Genomic DNA, 15,804 nt, shown 5'->3' with positions numbered 1-15,804 from the left:
TTTTTAAATAAGCTCTGCTGCGAGACTGTATATGACGCTTCGTGACAAAATTACCGGTTTAGAGGTATGGGCCTGGGCGATTGTTCTCATTTCTTGAGTATAGCCCATGCAATCAAGGACAATTGCCATGGTAGGAAGCTGGTCCAGTTGTTTTACTGCGTCTATCAGAATTTGTTCACTAAATGTATAGGGAGAGCAGGCTGCCGGGAGGGCCTGAAAGCCTGCTCCTCGCCATTTATCGGTAATTTCTCCGCCCTGTTCACTTAGAGGAACGATTACCCCAAGTGGGCCTTCCCTTAACAATCCTTTAACAGCATAATTGAGTAGAAAGTCTGGATAAATAATAGGGATGTTACTTTTAAATAAAGGGAATCTTCCGGTACATGCAAGAATGATAAGGGAAACTCCTTCGCCATGAAGTTCATCTATCAATTCTTGGATGATTGGAAGGACCTTTTCCTTTGCCATTATGGCACTATTTCCGCTCCGCAGGCGAGAAATGAGGACTGTGTGTCCTTTTTCCGGCTGAAGTTCCCGAATAACTTCAACTGTTTTTCCATCAAGGACACCCTTCTCCACAATTCTCGTTCCAGCAGGAAGATGCCTCCTGATATCCCCAATCATATCATCCCTTGGTGTTTGGCCAATTGTAATGACGCCGACCGATTTTTGCATGCCAATCACCTCTGCATACCATCATAGGCTTTAGTTCCGTTGATATAGGTGGCCACAACCGTTGAGCGGCTGTCAAATGGGTGGTGCGACCAGAGGACAAAGTCGGCATCTTTGCCGGCTTCGATGGAACCAACACGGTCCTGTATCCCCACTAGCCGTGCTGCCTCACTGGTTATGCTTTGCAACGCCGCCATTTCATCAAGTCCGTATTTTACCGCTTCCGCCGCGCAAAGAATTAAATAGTGAATGGGAATAAACGGATGGTCAGTCATGATGGCAAAGGGAATTCCCGCATCGTGAAACATTTTTGGAGCGGCTGGCGTTGAATTTCTCGTTTCATACTTTGTAGAAGGAAGCATGAATGGCCCGAGGGTGACGCTTGCGCCGCAATCCTTTATCGCATCCAGCATCAGATGGCCTTCTGTACAATGCTCCAGGGATAAAGAGATTTGAAACTCCTTTGCAATCCGGATGGCAGTTGCAATATCATCCGCACGATGGCAATGAAGGTGGAGCGGCATTTTTCCCTCCAAGACTTCAATAAATGGACTGAGGTCAGTCCTTCTTTCCATGTGTGAGTCCCGTTCCCCGGAAGAAAGCTCCATCGCTTTTTGAAAACCATTTCGGATGATTTTCGCCACGCCCATTCTCGTATATGGGGTTTTATTATAGGATTGCCCAAATACATTTTTTGGATTTTCCCCGAGCGCGCCTTTTAATCCGCTTCTTTCAACAATTAGCATTTCTTCAAGTGAGGAACCGCCTGTTTTAAGAATGCTCCAAACACCGCCTATCGGATTGGCGCTCCCAGTACCGGTTTGAACGGTCGTTACGCCGCCTTTCCTTGCGAGTTGAAATGAAAAATGGTTTATATTGATGCCATCGATGGCGTCCATTAGCGGAGTAAATGGCTCGGAGTATTCACATGCGTCGTTGACATGCTCATCAATTTCACCCCAGATGCCCACATGGGTATGGATGTCGATCAAGCCTGGGGTGATAACCAACCGGGATGCATCTTCAATCGTCGCATCGACAGGTATGTCAGTGTTTGTTCCAGCCTTGATAATTTTCCCATCCTTTACCCATAAATCGGCGTTTGAGAAGACTGTATTTTCCTTATCCATTGTATAAATTTTAGCACCGCGAAATATAGTAAGCATCGAATCACTCCCACCTGTAAACTTCTTTGCCTTTAATAAACGTACGTACAGTCCGAGCTGTTAAATCTAGAGGATGCTTATTCCAAAGGACGATATCAGCTAACAACCCTTCCATGAGGCTTCCTGTCAGATGGTCAATTTTAAAAAGCCTGGCAGCATCAAGCGTCAGCCCATTTAAGATGATTTTCTCAGGAACTCCTGCCTTTAATGCTAAGGCTCCTTCTAGCTGCAGGTGTGTAACCGAACTTACTGGATGGTCGGTAGAAAAAGTAAACGGCACATTCCTATCATAAAGTGAACGGAACAGTGTCCAATCCAAATTCTTTAGTTCGCCTCTTTCCATCGGCTGAAAGCAAGGGCCGGCAATAACCGAAGATATGCTATTGGATGGCTGGCTCGAGACAAGCGGTAATTCCGTTCCATGAACCAAGTTGAATTGGAAGCCAAATTCTCCGGCAATCCGAAAGGCAGTTGCGATATCGTCAGCGCGATGGGCGCGAATATAAATAGGAGTTTCCTGTAAGTTATACTTAATTTGAAGGGCCCTTAACGATTCCCTTATCTTTTTTGCAATCCCCATACGTGTGAGCGGTGTTTTTGTACTAGCCCAAAAGGCACTTTTCGGCACATCGCCCATGGAAAAGATGAAGCCAAGGTTCTTCTTCAATACCATTTCATCCACGGTCAGCCCATGGGTATGGATAACCGATGTTTTTGCCCCGACAATGGCCTCGGGGGAGGATACTACATGGGCAGCGGTCACTCCTGAAGAAATTGCATCCTGAAAAGCCTTGTCAAATGGGTAGACCCCGTCGATCACTTCCAATTGGAATCCCTTTTCAACATTCGGTTCATATCCATCATGGCCTTCCCAGCGGACGCCAATTTCTTTTAAACCAATCTGGGAACAAGTATCAATCAAACCAGGCGTTAAAAATTGATTGGTTGCATCAATAATATTGCAATCTGGCAAAGGTGAATCAGGAGGGAGGATTGAAGCTATGACTTTATCTTTAACCAGGACAGTATTTTTGGAGAATTCGCCAGTCTGGTGGTTATAAACATTGCCGTTTATAATGGCGGTCATTGACATGGATTACGCCCTCTTTCATTTTAGAATAAAGAAAAGTAGAGAGATTTCCCTCTCTACTTTTCTGCACGAATTGCTATACTTTATTTTTCCATCCAAACGTTAGTTCCGTTAGGCGAAACAATCTTAATGGAGGAGTCAGGAGAGACTTCGAAGCCATGGACTTTTTTGCTTACACCTGCTGTTGCGTCCATCGTTTCAATCTCAATCCTTGGCACATCCTTCATAATGATCTTAAGGGCCTCCTGGTAAAGCTTCGCGCGTTCGTTCTGATCAACTGTTTCGGATGAGGCGCGGTTCAGAAGTGAATCAACTTCTGGATTTGAATAGCCTTTACCGTTTCCAAGCGCGCCAATCTGGTCAGTGTGGAATAGTTGGTAAAGGAAGAAGTATGGATCTGGATACCATGTCCAACCGCCAACTGACATCGGTGCGTTTCCTTTAGAAACAATATCGCTGTAGGTTCCCCATTCAACAACTTTTATTTCAACATCGATATTCAGGTTTTCCTTCATTTGATTTTGGAAAATCGTACCGTATGGCACACGGGCTTCGGCCAAGTAAAGTTCTGTTTTGAATCCTTTTGGATAACCTGCCTCGGCTAGAAGCTTTTTCGCTTCTTTTGGATCGTATGTCGGAGTTAGTTTTTCAAGGTCTTTGCTGTATCCCCAAGAACCCTTTGGAAGCGGCAGGAACGATTTTTCCGCTCCGCCCCATTTGTTGACTCCTTTTACAATTTCCTCTATATTTGTAGCCTTGTAAATTGCCTCACGTACTTTAGGATCGGCAGTAGGGCCTTTTTTATTATTTAAATCCAGATAGGTAATCGCCAGGGATGGGGTGGACTGCAATTCAAGGTTTGCATCCGCCTTAACCAACTCCCGGTTTTGGCCTTTAATGTCCATTCCGATATCAAGGTCACCGGAACGGAGTGAGTTTGTCATCGTGTTTGGTTCAGGAATGATGCTGAAGTTGACACCATCCAAATGTGGCTTTTCACCCCAATACTTTTCATGGCGAACAAGCTTTACTTGTGAATCCTTTTTCCAATCCTTGATTTGGAAAGGACCTGTTCCTACTAAATGGCTTCCAAAAGAATCGCCCCAGCCTTCAACCTCCTCTTTAGGAACAATGAGGTTTCCAGCATCCGTCAGCATTGCAAGCAGCGCCGCATTTGGCTCGCTCAAATGGATTGCAATCTCGTTGTCTGCAATTACTTCAACGCTTTCAACGCCACGAAGGCGGTTCATAGCGGATTCCTTGGCGGAACGTTCAAGGCTGTACTTTACATCCTCGGCTGTCATTTTTCTTCCGTCCTGGTATTTGCCAGGCTGGAAGTAGACATCGTCACGAAGTTTAAAATTATACACTTTCATATCATCGGAAACTGACCACTCAGTTGCAAGGGAAGGAACAAATTCACTTAGTTCCTTATTGTAAACCACAAGGGTGTCACCAATTTGAAGCATGACCTGTGATTCATAAAGACCTGTGTACTTAATCGGATCCAACGTTTTCGGGTTAGCTGAAAGGCCCACCCGTAAAGTGCCACCATCCTGCGGTTTTCCCGCGGCAGCGGATTTTTTGTCGCTGGAAGAGGAATTGGAAGCAGAATTGCTTCCTGAAGAACAGGCACTCAAAGCAAGAATAGCTACAGTGAGAACCAAAAAGAAAAGACGACTGCGAAACCTTTTTTTCATTGTTAAGCTCCTTCCTGTTGTTTCGAATAGTGAAACGATAATTCAAATAATGAATTTAAAAACAAATCTATCACAATCAAAAAATTATGTAAACAAGTATTTAAAATATTTTAAAAACATTTTTTTTTAGTTCAATTCGTTATTTACAATTATTTATCCCGGTGCTAAACTTGTTTTTAATTCATTAAATGAATCAGTGTTTCAAATAGTGAAATAACAGGAGGCGACTTATGGGGAAATATATTATTAGAAGATTCATTGATTTTGTACCTACCATATTCGTAGTGGCTGTAATTGTCTTTATCATCACTCGGTTGATTCCGGGTGACCCCGCGGCTGTCATGCTCGGACCACAGGCAAGTGTGGAAGATATAAAAGCACTAAGGGAGGACTTGGGGCTAAATGACCCTTTATATGTTCAATTTTTTCATTATTTGGGTGATTTGTTAACTGGTAATTTTGGGGTATCACTTACTTATAATGAGCCGATTGTGCAATTAATTCTTGAACGTTTCCCTAATACCTTGATACTTGCAATCAGCGCACTGATCATCGCATTCCTAATAGGTGTTCCGGCGGGTATCATTTCCGCATCAAGGCAAAACTCGTTATTGGACTATTCGGTTATGCTTGTTTCCTTGATAGGGGTATCGATGCCAATCTTTTGGTTGGGGATTATGCTGGTCCTTTATTTCAGTGTTAACCTCGGCTGGTTTCCGGCAACGGGAATGGGCGACATAAGCGAAGGGATTATTCCTTATTTAAAACATCTCGTTTTACCAAGCATTACGCTTGCGACAATCCCGATGGCTACATTTGCGCGGATTACCCGTTCTAGCATGCTTGAAGTCATTTCCCATGACTATATTAAAACTGCCCGTTCAAAAGGGTTAAGCGAATTCATTGTCATTTGTAAGCATGCGTTCAAGAACGCTTTGACTCCGCTTTTAACCGTACTTGGCATGCAAATTTCTTCCCTGCTTGGCGGGGCGGTGCTAACAGAAACAATCTTCAGCTGGCCGGGAATGGGAAGATTGATTGTCGATGCGATTGATAAAAGGGACTTTGTTGTCGTGCAGGGAACGGTCCTCTTTATTGCTGTAATCTTTGTTCTTGTCAACCTGTTGGTGGATATCATGTACAAAGTTGTGAATCCAAGAGTGAATTACTCTTCCAGTAAAGGAGGAAAAGAATAGATGGCTGGAATACAAAGTTCAGTTTCACCGGCTCAGCCAAATCCAATTCAGGCTAAAAAGGAAGCGGGAGTATTTAAAAAGCTGATAAGAAATCGGCTGGCTGCCATTGGGCTGACAATTATCGCGGTGATGGTTTTCATTGCTATTTTCGCCCCACTCCTCGCCCCATACCATCCCAATAAGATGGATGTCGCCAATTCCCTTGCTGTGCCTGGTTCGGAAGGGCATCTGCTCGGAACGGATAACTATGGGAGGGATTTGTTGAGCCGCCTTATTTATGGTGCAAGAATTTCACTGATTGTCGGAGTGTCGGCGGTAGTGTTTGGAGCATTTTTCGGCTCCTTGCTTGGACTTGTATCCGGCTATTTCGGAGGTAAGCTTGATTCTATCATTATGAGGACAATGGATGGCCTATTTGCTTTTCCGTTTATTCTCTTGGCGATTACCTTGATGACAGTTCTTGGGCAAGGACTTCTAAATGTCATAATCGCGATTGGAATTGCCAATGTTCCAGGCTTTGCAAGGATTGTCCGCGGGCAGGTGCTCAGCGTAAAAGAAGAGGAATTCATTGAAGTGACGAGATCGCTCGGAGCCACCCACTCACGGATTCTGTTCCAGCACGTTTTGCCTAACTGCCTTGCCCCGTTGATTGTATATGGGACGATGAGCGTTGCCGGCGCAATAGTATCTGAAGCGGCCCTTAGTTTCCTTGGGCTTGGGGTTCAGCCTCCAACCGCTTCATGGGGAAGCATCCTGAAAGACGGGAAGGACTTCTTGGTCTTAAGCCCTCATATGGCAACATTTTCAGGACTTGCTATTCTGCTGACTGTTCTCGGCATAAATTTGTTTGGTGATGGATTGCGTGACGCACTCGATCCAAAAATGAAAGTTTAATAGGCCGGAGGTGAAAGGCATGTCGGATTATTTAGTTAAAGTCGAAGATTTAGAGGTACACTTCCGTTCCTCTTCTTCCATTGTAAAAGCCGTGAATGGAGTCAGCTTTGCTTTAAATAGAAAAGAGACACTTGGAATAGTAGGGGAATCCGGTTCAGGGAAGAGTGTTACTGCCACCGCACTGCTCCGCTTGATTCCAAGCCCGCCCGGAAAGATTGCCGGAGGGAAGGTTCTCTTTGAAGGCAAGGATTTATTGTCCCTCTCGGAAAAAGAAATGCGTTCAGTAAGAGGAAATGAAATCTCAATGATATTCCAGGACCCAATAACGAGCCTGAACCCAGTCTATACGGTAGGGAATCAAATCATGGAGGTTATTCGGGCCCATCGCAAGGTGTCCAAAAAAGAGGCAAAGCAGGAAGCAATCAAAATGCTAAAGCTGGTAGGAATCCCGGAAGCCGAAAAACGGATTGAAATGTATCCCCACGAATTTTCCGGTGGGATGAGGCAACGGGTTATGATTGCGATTGCCCTTGCATGCAACCCGAAATTGTTAATTGCCGACGAACCGACAACCGCTTTGGATGTAACGGTTCAGGCGCAAATTTTGGACTTAATGAGAAACTTGCAAGAGACGATTGGCACTTCCATCATTATGATTACCCACGATTTGGGAGTCGTATGGGAAATGTGTGATAAGGTCATCGTCATGTATGCCGGCAATACGGTAGAATCCGGAAGTGTAAAAGATATATTCGATAATCCGCTTCATCCCTATACTTGGGGGCTGTTAGATTCACAGATAACAAGTGAGGTTGGCGATGGAGAGAAGCTATCCGCCATTCCGGGGACGCCTCCAGATTTGAGGCAGGAAATCCAGGGCTGCCATTTTGCTGACCGCTGCCCATACGCCCAGGATATTTGCCGTACGGTTAAGCCGAAACTCATCGAAGTAGAAAAAAACCACTTTGCGTCCTGCCACTTCCAAACTAGTGAAAAGCGGCTGGAAAGAAAGGAGAAGGCATACCATGGCTGAAGCGATCTTAAAGATTGAAAATATCAAAAAGCATTTTCCCATCAATAATCCGCTTCCTTTCAAAAAATCAACGCAAAGTGTAAAAGCGGTTGACGGCGTCAGCTTTGATGTCTATCCTGGTGAAACGCTTGGCATTGTTGGGGAATCCGGGTGCGGAAAGTCAACGATGGCAAGGCTAATAAACCAGCTTATCCGCCCGACTGATGGGAAGGTTCTTTTTAAAGGGCAGGATTTGGCAAACTTGGCTGAAAAAGATCTCCGAGTTTCCAGAAAGTCGATTCAAATGGTTTTCCAGAACCCCTATGCTTCATTAGATCCGCGAAAAACAATCCGGCAGCTGCTTGCAGAGCCATTGGAAATTCATCAAGTGGGAGACAGGAAATCCCGGAATGAGAGGGTTATCGAACTCCTCGAAGTAGTTGGCTTAAACAGTTACCACGCCGACCGTTATCCGCATGAATTTTCCGGGGGCCAGCGCCAGCGGATCAATATTGCCCGCGCACTGGCTTTGAACCCAGACGTAATCATATGTGATGAACCGGTTTCCGCTCTCGACGTATCTGTTCAGGCGCAAGTCATTAACCTTCTTAAAGATTTGCAGGAAAAATTCGGATTGACCTACATTTTCATCTCCCACGATTTGAATGTGGTGCGATATATGTGTGACAGAATCGCCGTTATGTACCTTGGGAAGATTGTTGAGATTGGAACATATAAAGAGATTTATGAAAACCCGCTTCATCCATATACAAAAGCATTGCTCTCAGCAGTCCCGACAGAAAGCCCTTATGAGAAAAAAGAAAGAATCATCCTTACTGGCGATGTGCCAAGCCCCGTAAATCCGCCTTCGGGCTGCCATTTTCACAAGCGGTGCCCGTTTGCTATGGATATTTGCAAAACTGCAGTACCCGTACTGGAGCAGCGGGACTCACAGCAGAAGGTCGCCTGCCACCTATACGAATCATAATTTTGGAGGAATCAATCATGTCATTGAAGCACGTTATTGAAGTTTTAGAAGTAATGGACAGTATTCATGTAACGGGAAATGATATAAAAGAATACCTTGAAGGCATTTCCCAAGAAGGAGATGTTACCGTCCAAACCGTCGAAGGAAAAGCTGGGTCAACGGATTTCGTTAAGATTGTGATTGCGGGAGAAGAAGGTAAATCAACGGGAGGAACAGCCCCAACCTTGGGAATCATCGGAAGGCTTGGCGGAATCGGCGCCCGTCCGGAAGTTAAGGGATTTGTTTCTGATGGTGACGGCGCCCTATCTTGTATTGCAGCTGCCGCCAAGCTTCTTGATATGTCCGGAAAAGGCGACAAGCTAAAAGGGGATATTATTCTGACCACCCATATTTGCCCGACGGCGCCAACTTTGCCGCATGACCCAGTTCCGTTTATGGATTCACCCGTAGATATCCTTACGATGAATCAATACGAAGTGACAGAAGAAATGGATGCCATTTTATCGATTGATACAACAAAAGGAAATATGATTACAAATCACAAAGGATTTGCCATTACTCCGACTGTAAAAGAAGGATATATTTTGAAAATCAGCAGCGACCTTCTGCATATTTATACCCAGTCAGCCGGAATTCTCCCAGTTACCCTGCCGATCACAACACAGGATATTACTCCTTATGGGAATGGCGTCTATCACGTAAACAGTATCCTTCAGCCTGCGGTTGCGACTAATAGCCCTGTAGTTGGGGTTGCGATTACAACCGAAACGGCTGTCGCAGGTTGCGGAACAGGAGCAACCCACCCAGCGGATGTGGAGCAGGTAGTCCGTTTTGTCATTGAAGTTGCCAAGCTTTTCGGTGAAAATAAATGTTCATTCTATGATGAGGAAGAGTTTGCGCGCTTGGAAGCATTGTACGGAAAAATGAACCATCTTCAAACAAAAGGAAATCAGGTGGCTTTGGGATGAGCGAAATAAAGGAATTAAAACAACGATTAATTGAGGAAGTAGAAGCAAGGAAGGATGAACTGATAGAGCTTTGCAGTTCATTAATCCAAATTCCGAGTGAGAATCCACCAGGCGATTCAACCGAGATTTCCAAATTCATTGACGGCTATCTTCGCCAATATGGCCTTGAAACAGAATGGCATGAGTCTGCCGATAAAATGTTCAATTTAATTTCTAGCATTGGCCAGGAAGAAGGGAAGCATTTAATTTACTGCGGCCATACCGACGTTGTTCCAGCAGGGGACTTGTCAAAATGGGACTTCGATCCATTTTCGGGTGAAGTAAAGGATGGCTGGCTCCTTGGAAGGGGAGCGAGTGATATGAAGGCAGGCCTTGGCGGCATCCTATTCGCCTTCGCACTCTTAAAACGATTAAATGTTGAACTTCCTGGGAAATTAACGCTAGCCATTGTTCCCGATGAGGAAACTGGCGGGGAGTTCGGGGTTCCTTGGCTTCTTGAAAAAGGATTGGTAAAAGGCGATGGCGCCCTTATTGCCGAACCATCTTCACCACTGAATCCGACCATCGGGCAGAAAGGATCCTACTGGTTTGAGCTGGAAGTCTTCGGTACTCCGGGGCACGGCAGCTTATCACCGGTTGCGGGAGGCAACGCCATTGTCGATGCAATTGCAGCCATTGAAAAAATCAGGTCCTTATGGGATATGAAAATCACCATTCCGGAAGAGGTAAAAGAATTAATCGAAGTTTCCCAACGGTATATGCGTGAAGTGGAAGAGGAGCGAGAGAAATTCCAGCCTGTACTGGAAAGGATCACGGTCAATATCGGCACGATTCAGGGAGGAACAAAATCCAATGTCATACCTGAGAGCTGCAAAGTCCAGGTAGATTGCCGCCTTCCGTTCGGCATTACACAAGATGAGGTTACAGCTTACCTCAAAAAAGAATTGGATGCGCTCGGCATACGCTATGAAATACACCAGTTTGGGTTTAGAAGCAATGCGAACCACACATCTGCCGAAGACCCTGTCTGCCGTTCCATCGTTGACAACATATCATTAGTAACCGGGGAAAATGCGTACGGAGTCATGCAATGGGCAAGCAGCGATGCGCGCCACTTCAGGGAGTATAATATCCCGGTGCTGCAATACGGCCCCGCTTATTTACCAAGCATTCACGGTTACAATGAAAAGGTACAAGTGGAAGATATCGTCCGCTGTGCAAAAGTTTACGCTGCGGCAGTCATTGACTTCCTCTATGAAAAATAATGAAGTGAAAGCCGGTGTTTAGAAAATCCGGCTTCCCTTTTACAAGCAGTTATCCAGCCTAATGGACTCCCTCCTATGGGAGTTTTGGCAGGATAACTGTTTATTATTGAAAAAACCGTTGCTTTCTACCAAAATTAGAGGTGTAATGGGAATTGTCGAAAGGTTTTGAAGGGGGAGAAATGATGTGCTAAAGACGTTGGATTTGGCATTGAAAGTCTTGAAGATGTTCACTAAGGAACGTCCCGTCTGGGGAGGACGGGAACTGGCGAATGAAATGGGCCTAAACCATACGAATATTTACCGTATCCTTGAAACATTAGAGAAAAATAGATTCATATCAAAGGATAAGGTCACCAAAAAATATTCCCTAGGTTACGCTACATGGGAATTAGGCATGATTATGTATGAGAGCCTGAATGTTTCAAACATAATCCGTCCAGTTATGGAACGGCTTCGGGACAAGACCGGAGAATCGATTTTTTTGACAGTACTCGATAAGGATGAAGCGGTTACACTGGATGTAGTCGAACCGGAAAACAAAGTAAAGTTTTCTGTTTCTGCTGGAAGCCGTGCCCCATTGTATGTAGGCGCTACCTATCGGACCATTTTGGCTTATATGCCGGAGGATTTCATTGATTCGGTCATCCATTCGGATCTCGTTAAATACACGAAAACAACGATGACAGACCCGGACGAGATTAAAACGGAGCTTGAGCATATCAGGGAGCGGGGCTGGGCGCAAAGCCAGGGTGAATACACATGGGATGTGGTAGCTGTTGCCGTTCCATTGTTCGACCGGGGAGAAATCATTGGCTCTGTTACGGTTTCAGGCCCGGTTTACAGAATGACCGAAGAAAAAATCAAAGAATATGTTCCAGTGCTCATGGAGACAAGGGATGAGATTGCCAGCGTCATTGAACGGTACCAATTGAAGTTAAAAGTTTAGCCGCGGGAGGAATGAAAGTGGCCGATTTACTAGAAGTAGGCAAATCAATATTAAAATCGAATTTAAATATCCTGGAAAATGATCAAATTTTGATCGTTACGGATCCAGATTCGCACGAGGCTGCAAATATTTTTTATGAGGCTGGCGTTGCATTGGGCAATGAAACAATGCTCATGGAGATGATGACCAGGACAAAATCCGGAGAAGAACCGCCTAAGCCTGTCGCCGAGGCGATGAAAGCGGCAGACGTGATCCTTTGCATCACACATCACTCACTTACCCATACAAAAGCAAGGAAGGATGCGTCTGCTGCAGGGGCACGTGTGGCCACAATGCCGGGGATAACAATGGACATGCTGCAGGAGGGTGCGATTACGGCAGATTATTCGGAAGTTGAGCAACTTACCAATGAATATTGCCGCTTGCTAGAAGAAGGAGAAACTGTAACTATTTCGAAAGGCGGCTCCCAATTGTCTTTTTCCATTAAAGGACGAAAAGCAATTCCAAGCACAGGCGTATTCCGAAATAAAGGGGAGTCGGGGAATCTTCCATCAGGTGAGAGTTATATTGCGCCAATCGAGAATTCTGCGAATGGGAAGATTTTTGTGGATGGGTCCATTGCTGGTGTCGGTGTTGTAAGTGAACCGGTGTTGTTAACTGTTGAAGATGGACGGTTAACCGATGCAACCGGTAAGGAAGGAAAGCGCTTGCTCGATCTGCTTGGAGATGGGAACGGCAGGATTATCGCTGAATTTGGAATTGGAACGAATAAAAAAGCAAGATTGACCGGCAATGTCCTCGAAGATGAAAAGGTGTATGGAACAGTTCATATCGCTTTTGGCAGCAACAAGCCTTTCGGCGGTACAAACGAGGCAGGAGTCCACATTGATTGTGTCATCACCGAGCCAACTGTTGAGATAGATGGGAAACGGCTGAATTTAAATTAACATTGTTCCAATATAAAAAGGGGCCTTCACTAGTTGAAAGGCCCCTTTTAATTATAGGAAAAGGTTCAGTATATAATAGAAAGTCGCCGAAATCAACGCAGAAATTGGCAAGGTGATGACCCATGTAGTAAGCATCCTTTGGGCTGTCCCCCATTTTACACCCTTCAGGCGGTGGGATGCACCGACACCGAGGATACCGGAGGAGATAACATGGGTTGTGCTGACAGGAAGATGGATGTATGTCGCACCAAAAATAATCGCGGCTCCAGTTAAGTCGGCGGCAACCCCATTAATCGGACGAATTTTCATAATTTTACCGCCAACGGTTTTAATGATTTTCCAGCCTCCGATAGACGTTCCGAGACCCATTGCTACCGCACAGGAAAATTGTACCCAGAACGGGATATCGGTAGAATCCACATATCCATTCGCGATCAGGGCCATTGTAATGATCCCCATTGCCTTTTGGGCATCGTTTGTACCATGGGTGTAGGACTGCAATGCCGCTGTTCCAATCTGAATCATCCTGAAGTTCCGGTTTGTTTTCGTAAGGTTCGCATCTTTGAAAATAATTTTAAAAATCGAATACACAATATAACCTACGACAAAAGCCAAAATCGGCGAGAAAATCAAGGCCTGAAGAATTTTAAAGAAACCTTGATATTCGATTATATTAAACCCCGAAGAAGCAATAGCAGCACCAGCAATCGAACCAATCAGTGTATGTGAAGAGCTGCTCGGGATGCCGAAATACCAAGTGAGCAGATTCCAAGTAATACCTGACAGAAGCGCTGCCAAAATGACTAGTGTCCCATTCTGTAATGTGAAAGGGTCCACTATATCCTTCGTAATCGTCTTTGCAACCCCGGTAAACGTCATCGCACCTACGAAGTTCATAACAGAAGCCAAAATAATTGCATGCCGAGGTTTTAGTGCCTTGGTCGATACGGAGGTGGCGATTGCATTCGCCGTATCATGGAAACCGTTAATGAAGTCAAACGCAAGAGCGAAAATAACAATCGCAGCGGTTAATATAAATATATAATCCATGGTTTAGCTCCTTACGCGTTTTTCATGATAATGGTTTCGAGCGTATTGGCTACACCCTGGCAGCTGTCCGCAATGTCTTCGAGTGTTTCATAAATCTCCTTATATTGGATAATCCGGATTGGATCCTTTTCAACGGAGAAAAGATGCTTGATTGACTGTCTCAGAATGCCATCGCATTTTGATTCATAGTCCTTGATGGAAATTGCGTGCTCACGAATTTGAAGCAACTTTTTTGATGCTAGAAGGGTTATGGCCTTCTCGATTTCAAGTACACTGCTTTGGATAGCACCCGTGAATTGAAGCATGAAGTCGTCCGCATCCGTAATGGAATACATTTCGAACAATGCCGCGCAATGCTCGAGGCCATCTAGAACATCGTCCATGCTGTTGGCAAGATGCAGGATATCCTCCCGCTCAATTGGGGTAATAAAAGCGTCATTCAATTCCTTAATAACCGTATGCATATACGTATCGCCCTTTGTTTCATACTCTTTCATGCTTTCGGAAAATGTTTTAAGGTCGCTTACGTTTTTGAGCTTATAGTCTGTAAAATAATTGGCGCTTTCTTTTAAGTTTGCGGCAATTTCACCAAGAAGGGTGGAGAACTTGTCATTTTTTTTAAAAGCCATCGGAATACCCCCATTTTTTTCCTTTGTAAAAACGTGCCAAACGAAACAATTATAAACGAAATTTGTCGAAAATGAAAAGAGTTTTTGCATAATTTACTAAAAAAATTAATATTAAGGCGGAAGAACTTTTTCCAATTTAAAAAGTTTGCCGCTAAAAGCAAATTCTTTTTCTATATATCCTTCATTCAAATAATAAAACCGTCCCGCTGAAAACTTCCTTCTTTATATTGTGCAAATTCCTGGCTTAAAATGTAGAATTTATAAAAGGAGGCTGATGAGAATGAATTTATTAACTGAAACTGCCAGGCTGCATAACGGAGTGGAAATTCCTTATTTTGGCCTTGGTGTTTATAAGGTGGAAGAAGGAACACAAGTAGAAGTAACTGTTTCGGAAGCACTTAAGTTAGGCTATCGGCTGATTGACACCGCTGCACTCTACCAGAATGAAGAGGGAGTTGGCCGGGCGGTCCGCCAAAGCGGCATTCCCCGCAAAGAAATTTTTATCACAACAAAAGTGTGGAACAGCGACCAGGGATACGATTCAACCTTGAAGGCTTTTGAAACAAGCCTGGAAAAACTTAGGCTCGAATATATTGACCTTTACCTAATCCACTGGCCGGTGAAAGGTAAATATATTGAAACGTGGAGGGCACTCGAACGGATTTATGAAGAAGGACAGGTTCGATCAATTGGCGTGAGCAATTTCAATATTCATCACCTCGAGGATGTGATGGGCCAAAGCTCGTTAAAACCGGCTGTCAACCAGGTCGAACTCCATCCCGCACTTGCCCAAAAGGAACTAAGGGAGTTTTGTGAAAAAAACGATATTCTTGTCCAGGCATGGTCTCCTCTCGCCAGGGGAAGAATCCTGGCTGATCCAGTCCTAACCGCACTTGCTGAAAAAAATAAAAAAACGCCCGCGCAGGTCATTCTCCGCTGGCATCTTCAAAACGGCATTGCAGTCATTCCCAAGTCAATTACGCCAGCAAGGCTAAAAGAAAACGCGGATATATTTGATTTTGAGTTATCAACGGAAGATATGGAATTAATAAATAGCCTGGACGTGGGTACACGTTTTGGGGCTGACCCGGACAATTTCGATTTTTAAAATCCCGCAAAATCCAAAATTGCTATGCATCCATGCAGGAAGCCCATTAAATTGGCTAAGCTATATACACCGTACTTGTTGATTACTACTAACTCCCGGTTAAAACATCGGGGGTGTTTTTTGTTGAAGAGATTCATTCAGTCTCATGAAATGGAGAATAAATGATGGTGTTT

15 protein-coding genes are annotated in these 15,804 nt (G+C 44.6%); 9 read left to right on the top strand and 6 right to left on the bottom strand.

The genetic code is table 11. The features are described 5' to 3' along the window. Positions 1–3: 3 nt before the first annotated feature. The 4 genes from RB160_RS21305 to RB160_RS21290 all read right to left on the bottom strand — a co-directional run bounded on the left by RB160_RS21305 (position 4) and on the right by RB160_RS21290 (position 4,628). The gene (locus RB160_RS21305) at positions 4–675 is read right to left on the bottom strand and encodes an AroM family protein (protein ID WP_316572462.1); all 672 of its coding nucleotides are present in this window, start codon (positions 673–675) and stop codon (positions 4–6) included. A 5-nt stretch (positions 676–680) separates the two neighbouring features. Then, entirely contained in the window at positions 681–1,838 is a 1,158-nt protein-coding gene (locus RB160_RS21300; protein ID WP_316572461.1) for an amidohydrolase, read from the bottom strand. 4 nt (positions 1,839–1,842) lie between these two features. Then, on the bottom strand, positions 1,843–2,931 hold the full coding sequence (locus tag RB160_RS21295; protein ID WP_316572460.1) for an amidohydrolase family protein: 1,089 nt from the start codon (positions 2,929–2,931) through the stop codon (positions 1,843–1,845). An 80-nt stretch (positions 2,932–3,011) separates the two neighbouring features. Then, positions 3,012–4,628, bottom strand: a complete 1,617-nt coding sequence (locus RB160_RS21290; protein WP_316572459.1) for an ABC transporter substrate-binding protein — start codon at positions 4,626–4,628, stop codon at positions 3,012–3,014. A gap of 230 nt (positions 4,629–4,858) precedes the next feature. Between RB160_RS21290 and RB160_RS21285 the strand changes: the two genes are divergently transcribed. The 8 genes from RB160_RS21285 to RB160_RS21250 all read left to right on the top strand — a co-directional run bounded on the left by RB160_RS21285 (position 4,859) and on the right by RB160_RS21250 (position 12,844). Continuing rightward, a complete protein-coding gene (locus RB160_RS21285; RefSeq protein WP_316572458.1) occupies positions 4,859–5,824 on the top strand; it encodes an ABC transporter permease in 966 nt (321 codons plus the stop codon). After that, on the top strand, positions 5,825–6,718 hold the full coding sequence (locus RB160_RS21280; RefSeq protein ID WP_316572457.1) for an ABC transporter permease: 894 nt from the start codon (positions 5,825–5,827) through the stop codon (positions 6,716–6,718). Positions 6,719–6,737: 19 nt separating this feature from the next. Beyond that, the gene (locus tag RB160_RS21275) at positions 6,738–7,751 is read left to right on the top strand and encodes an ABC transporter ATP-binding protein (protein WP_316572456.1); all 1,014 of its coding nucleotides are present in this window, start codon (positions 6,738–6,740) and stop codon (positions 7,749–7,751) included. Continuing rightward, positions 7,744–8,718, top strand: coding sequence for an ABC transporter ATP-binding protein (locus RB160_RS21270; RefSeq protein ID WP_316572455.1), 975 nt, complete (start codon positions 7,744–7,746; stop codon positions 8,716–8,718). Before RB160_RS21275 ends, RB160_RS21270 begins: the two co-directional genes overlap by 8 nt. A gap of 17 nt (positions 8,719–8,735) precedes the next feature. Beyond that, on the top strand, positions 8,736–9,686 hold the full coding sequence (locus RB160_RS21265) for a DUF1177 domain-containing protein (RefSeq protein WP_316572454.1): 951 nt from the start codon (positions 8,736–8,738) through the stop codon (positions 9,684–9,686). Continuing rightward, a complete protein-coding gene (locus RB160_RS21260) occupies positions 9,683–10,951 on the top strand; it encodes a M20 family metallopeptidase (RefSeq protein ID WP_316572453.1) in 1,269 nt (422 codons plus the stop codon). Before RB160_RS21265 ends, RB160_RS21260 begins: the two co-directional genes overlap by 4 nt. Before the next feature lie 184 nt (positions 10,952–11,135). Continuing rightward, positions 11,136–11,897, top strand: a complete 762-nt coding sequence (locus RB160_RS21255) for an IclR family transcriptional regulator (protein ID WP_316572452.1) — start codon at positions 11,136–11,138, stop codon at positions 11,895–11,897. Between the two features lie 17 nt (positions 11,898–11,914). Beyond that, positions 11,915–12,844 (top strand): aminopeptidase, encoded by a 930-nt coding sequence (locus tag RB160_RS21250; RefSeq protein ID WP_316572451.1) that lies wholly within the window; start codon positions 11,915–11,917, stop codon positions 12,842–12,844. A gap of 51 nt (positions 12,845–12,895) precedes the next feature. On the opposite strand, the gene RB160_RS21245 is transcribed toward RB160_RS21250, so the two are convergent. Continuing rightward, complete coding sequence (locus RB160_RS21245) at positions 12,896–13,894, bottom strand: inorganic phosphate transporter (RefSeq protein ID WP_316572450.1); 999 nt, start codon at positions 13,892–13,894, stop codon at positions 12,896–12,898. 11 nt (positions 13,895–13,905) lie between these two features. Beyond that, entirely contained in the window at positions 13,906–14,523 is a 618-nt protein-coding gene (locus RB160_RS21240) for a DUF47 domain-containing protein (protein WP_316572449.1), read from the bottom strand. A gap of 280 nt (positions 14,524–14,803) precedes the next feature. On the opposite strand from RB160_RS21240, the gene RB160_RS21235 reads away from it, so the two are divergent. Beyond that, positions 14,804–15,631 carry an aldo/keto reductase gene (locus RB160_RS21235; RefSeq protein ID WP_316572448.1) on the top strand — a complete coding sequence of 276 codons (828 nt, stop codon included), beginning with the start codon at positions 14,804–14,806 and terminating at the stop codon, positions 15,629–15,631. Positions 15,632–15,804: the final 173 nt, after the last annotated feature.

Origin of the sequence: Neobacillus sp. YIM B06451, assembly GCF_032667185.1 — a bacterium.
Taxonomy (GTDB): Bacteria; Bacillota; Bacilli; order Bacillales; family Cytobacillaceae; genus Bacillus_D.
This window is presented reverse-complemented; position numbering and strand designations above follow the sequence as displayed.

What these genes read in the sequence shown, in the direction of transcription:
- RB160_RS21305 (WP_316572462.1), bottom strand. Translation starts at nt 675, where the DNA reads ATGCAAAAATCGGTCGGCGTCATTACAATTGGCCAAACACCAAGGGAT.
- RB160_RS21300 (WP_316572461.1), bottom strand. Translation starts at nt 1,838, where the DNA reads ATGCTTACTATATTTCGCGGTGCTAAAATTTATACAATGGATAAGGAA.
- RB160_RS21295 (WP_316572460.1), bottom strand. Translation starts at nt 2,931, where the DNA reads ATGTCAATGACCGCCATTATAAACGGCAATGTTTATAACCACCAGACT.
- RB160_RS21290 (WP_316572459.1), bottom strand. Translation starts at nt 4,628, where the DNA reads ATGAAAAAAAGGTTTCGCAGTCGTCTTTTCTTTTTGGTTCTCACTGTA.
- RB160_RS21285 (WP_316572458.1), top strand. Translation starts at nt 4,859, where the DNA reads ATGGGGAAATATATTATTAGAAGATTCATTGATTTTGTACCTACCATA.
- RB160_RS21280 (WP_316572457.1), top strand. Translation starts at nt 5,825, where the DNA reads ATGGCTGGAATACAAAGTTCAGTTTCACCGGCTCAGCCAAATCCAATT.
- RB160_RS21275 (WP_316572456.1), top strand. Translation starts at nt 6,738, where the DNA reads ATGTCGGATTATTTAGTTAAAGTCGAAGATTTAGAGGTACACTTCCGT.
- RB160_RS21270 (WP_316572455.1), top strand. Translation starts at nt 7,744, where the DNA reads ATGGCTGAAGCGATCTTAAAGATTGAAAATATCAAAAAGCATTTTCCC.
- RB160_RS21265 (WP_316572454.1), top strand. Translation starts at nt 8,736, where the DNA reads ATGTCATTGAAGCACGTTATTGAAGTTTTAGAAGTAATGGACAGTATT.
- RB160_RS21260 (WP_316572453.1), top strand. Translation starts at nt 9,683, where the DNA reads ATGAGCGAAATAAAGGAATTAAAACAACGATTAATTGAGGAAGTAGAA.
- RB160_RS21245 (WP_316572450.1), bottom strand. Translation starts at nt 13,894, where the DNA reads ATGGATTATATATTTATATTAACCGCTGCGATTGTTATTTTCGCTCTT.
- RB160_RS21240 (WP_316572449.1), bottom strand. Translation starts at nt 14,523, where the DNA reads ATGGCTTTTAAAAAAAATGACAAGTTCTCCACCCTTCTTGGTGAAATT.
- RB160_RS21235 (WP_316572448.1), top strand. Translation starts at nt 14,804, where the DNA reads ATGAATTTATTAACTGAAACTGCCAGGCTGCATAACGGAGTGGAAATT.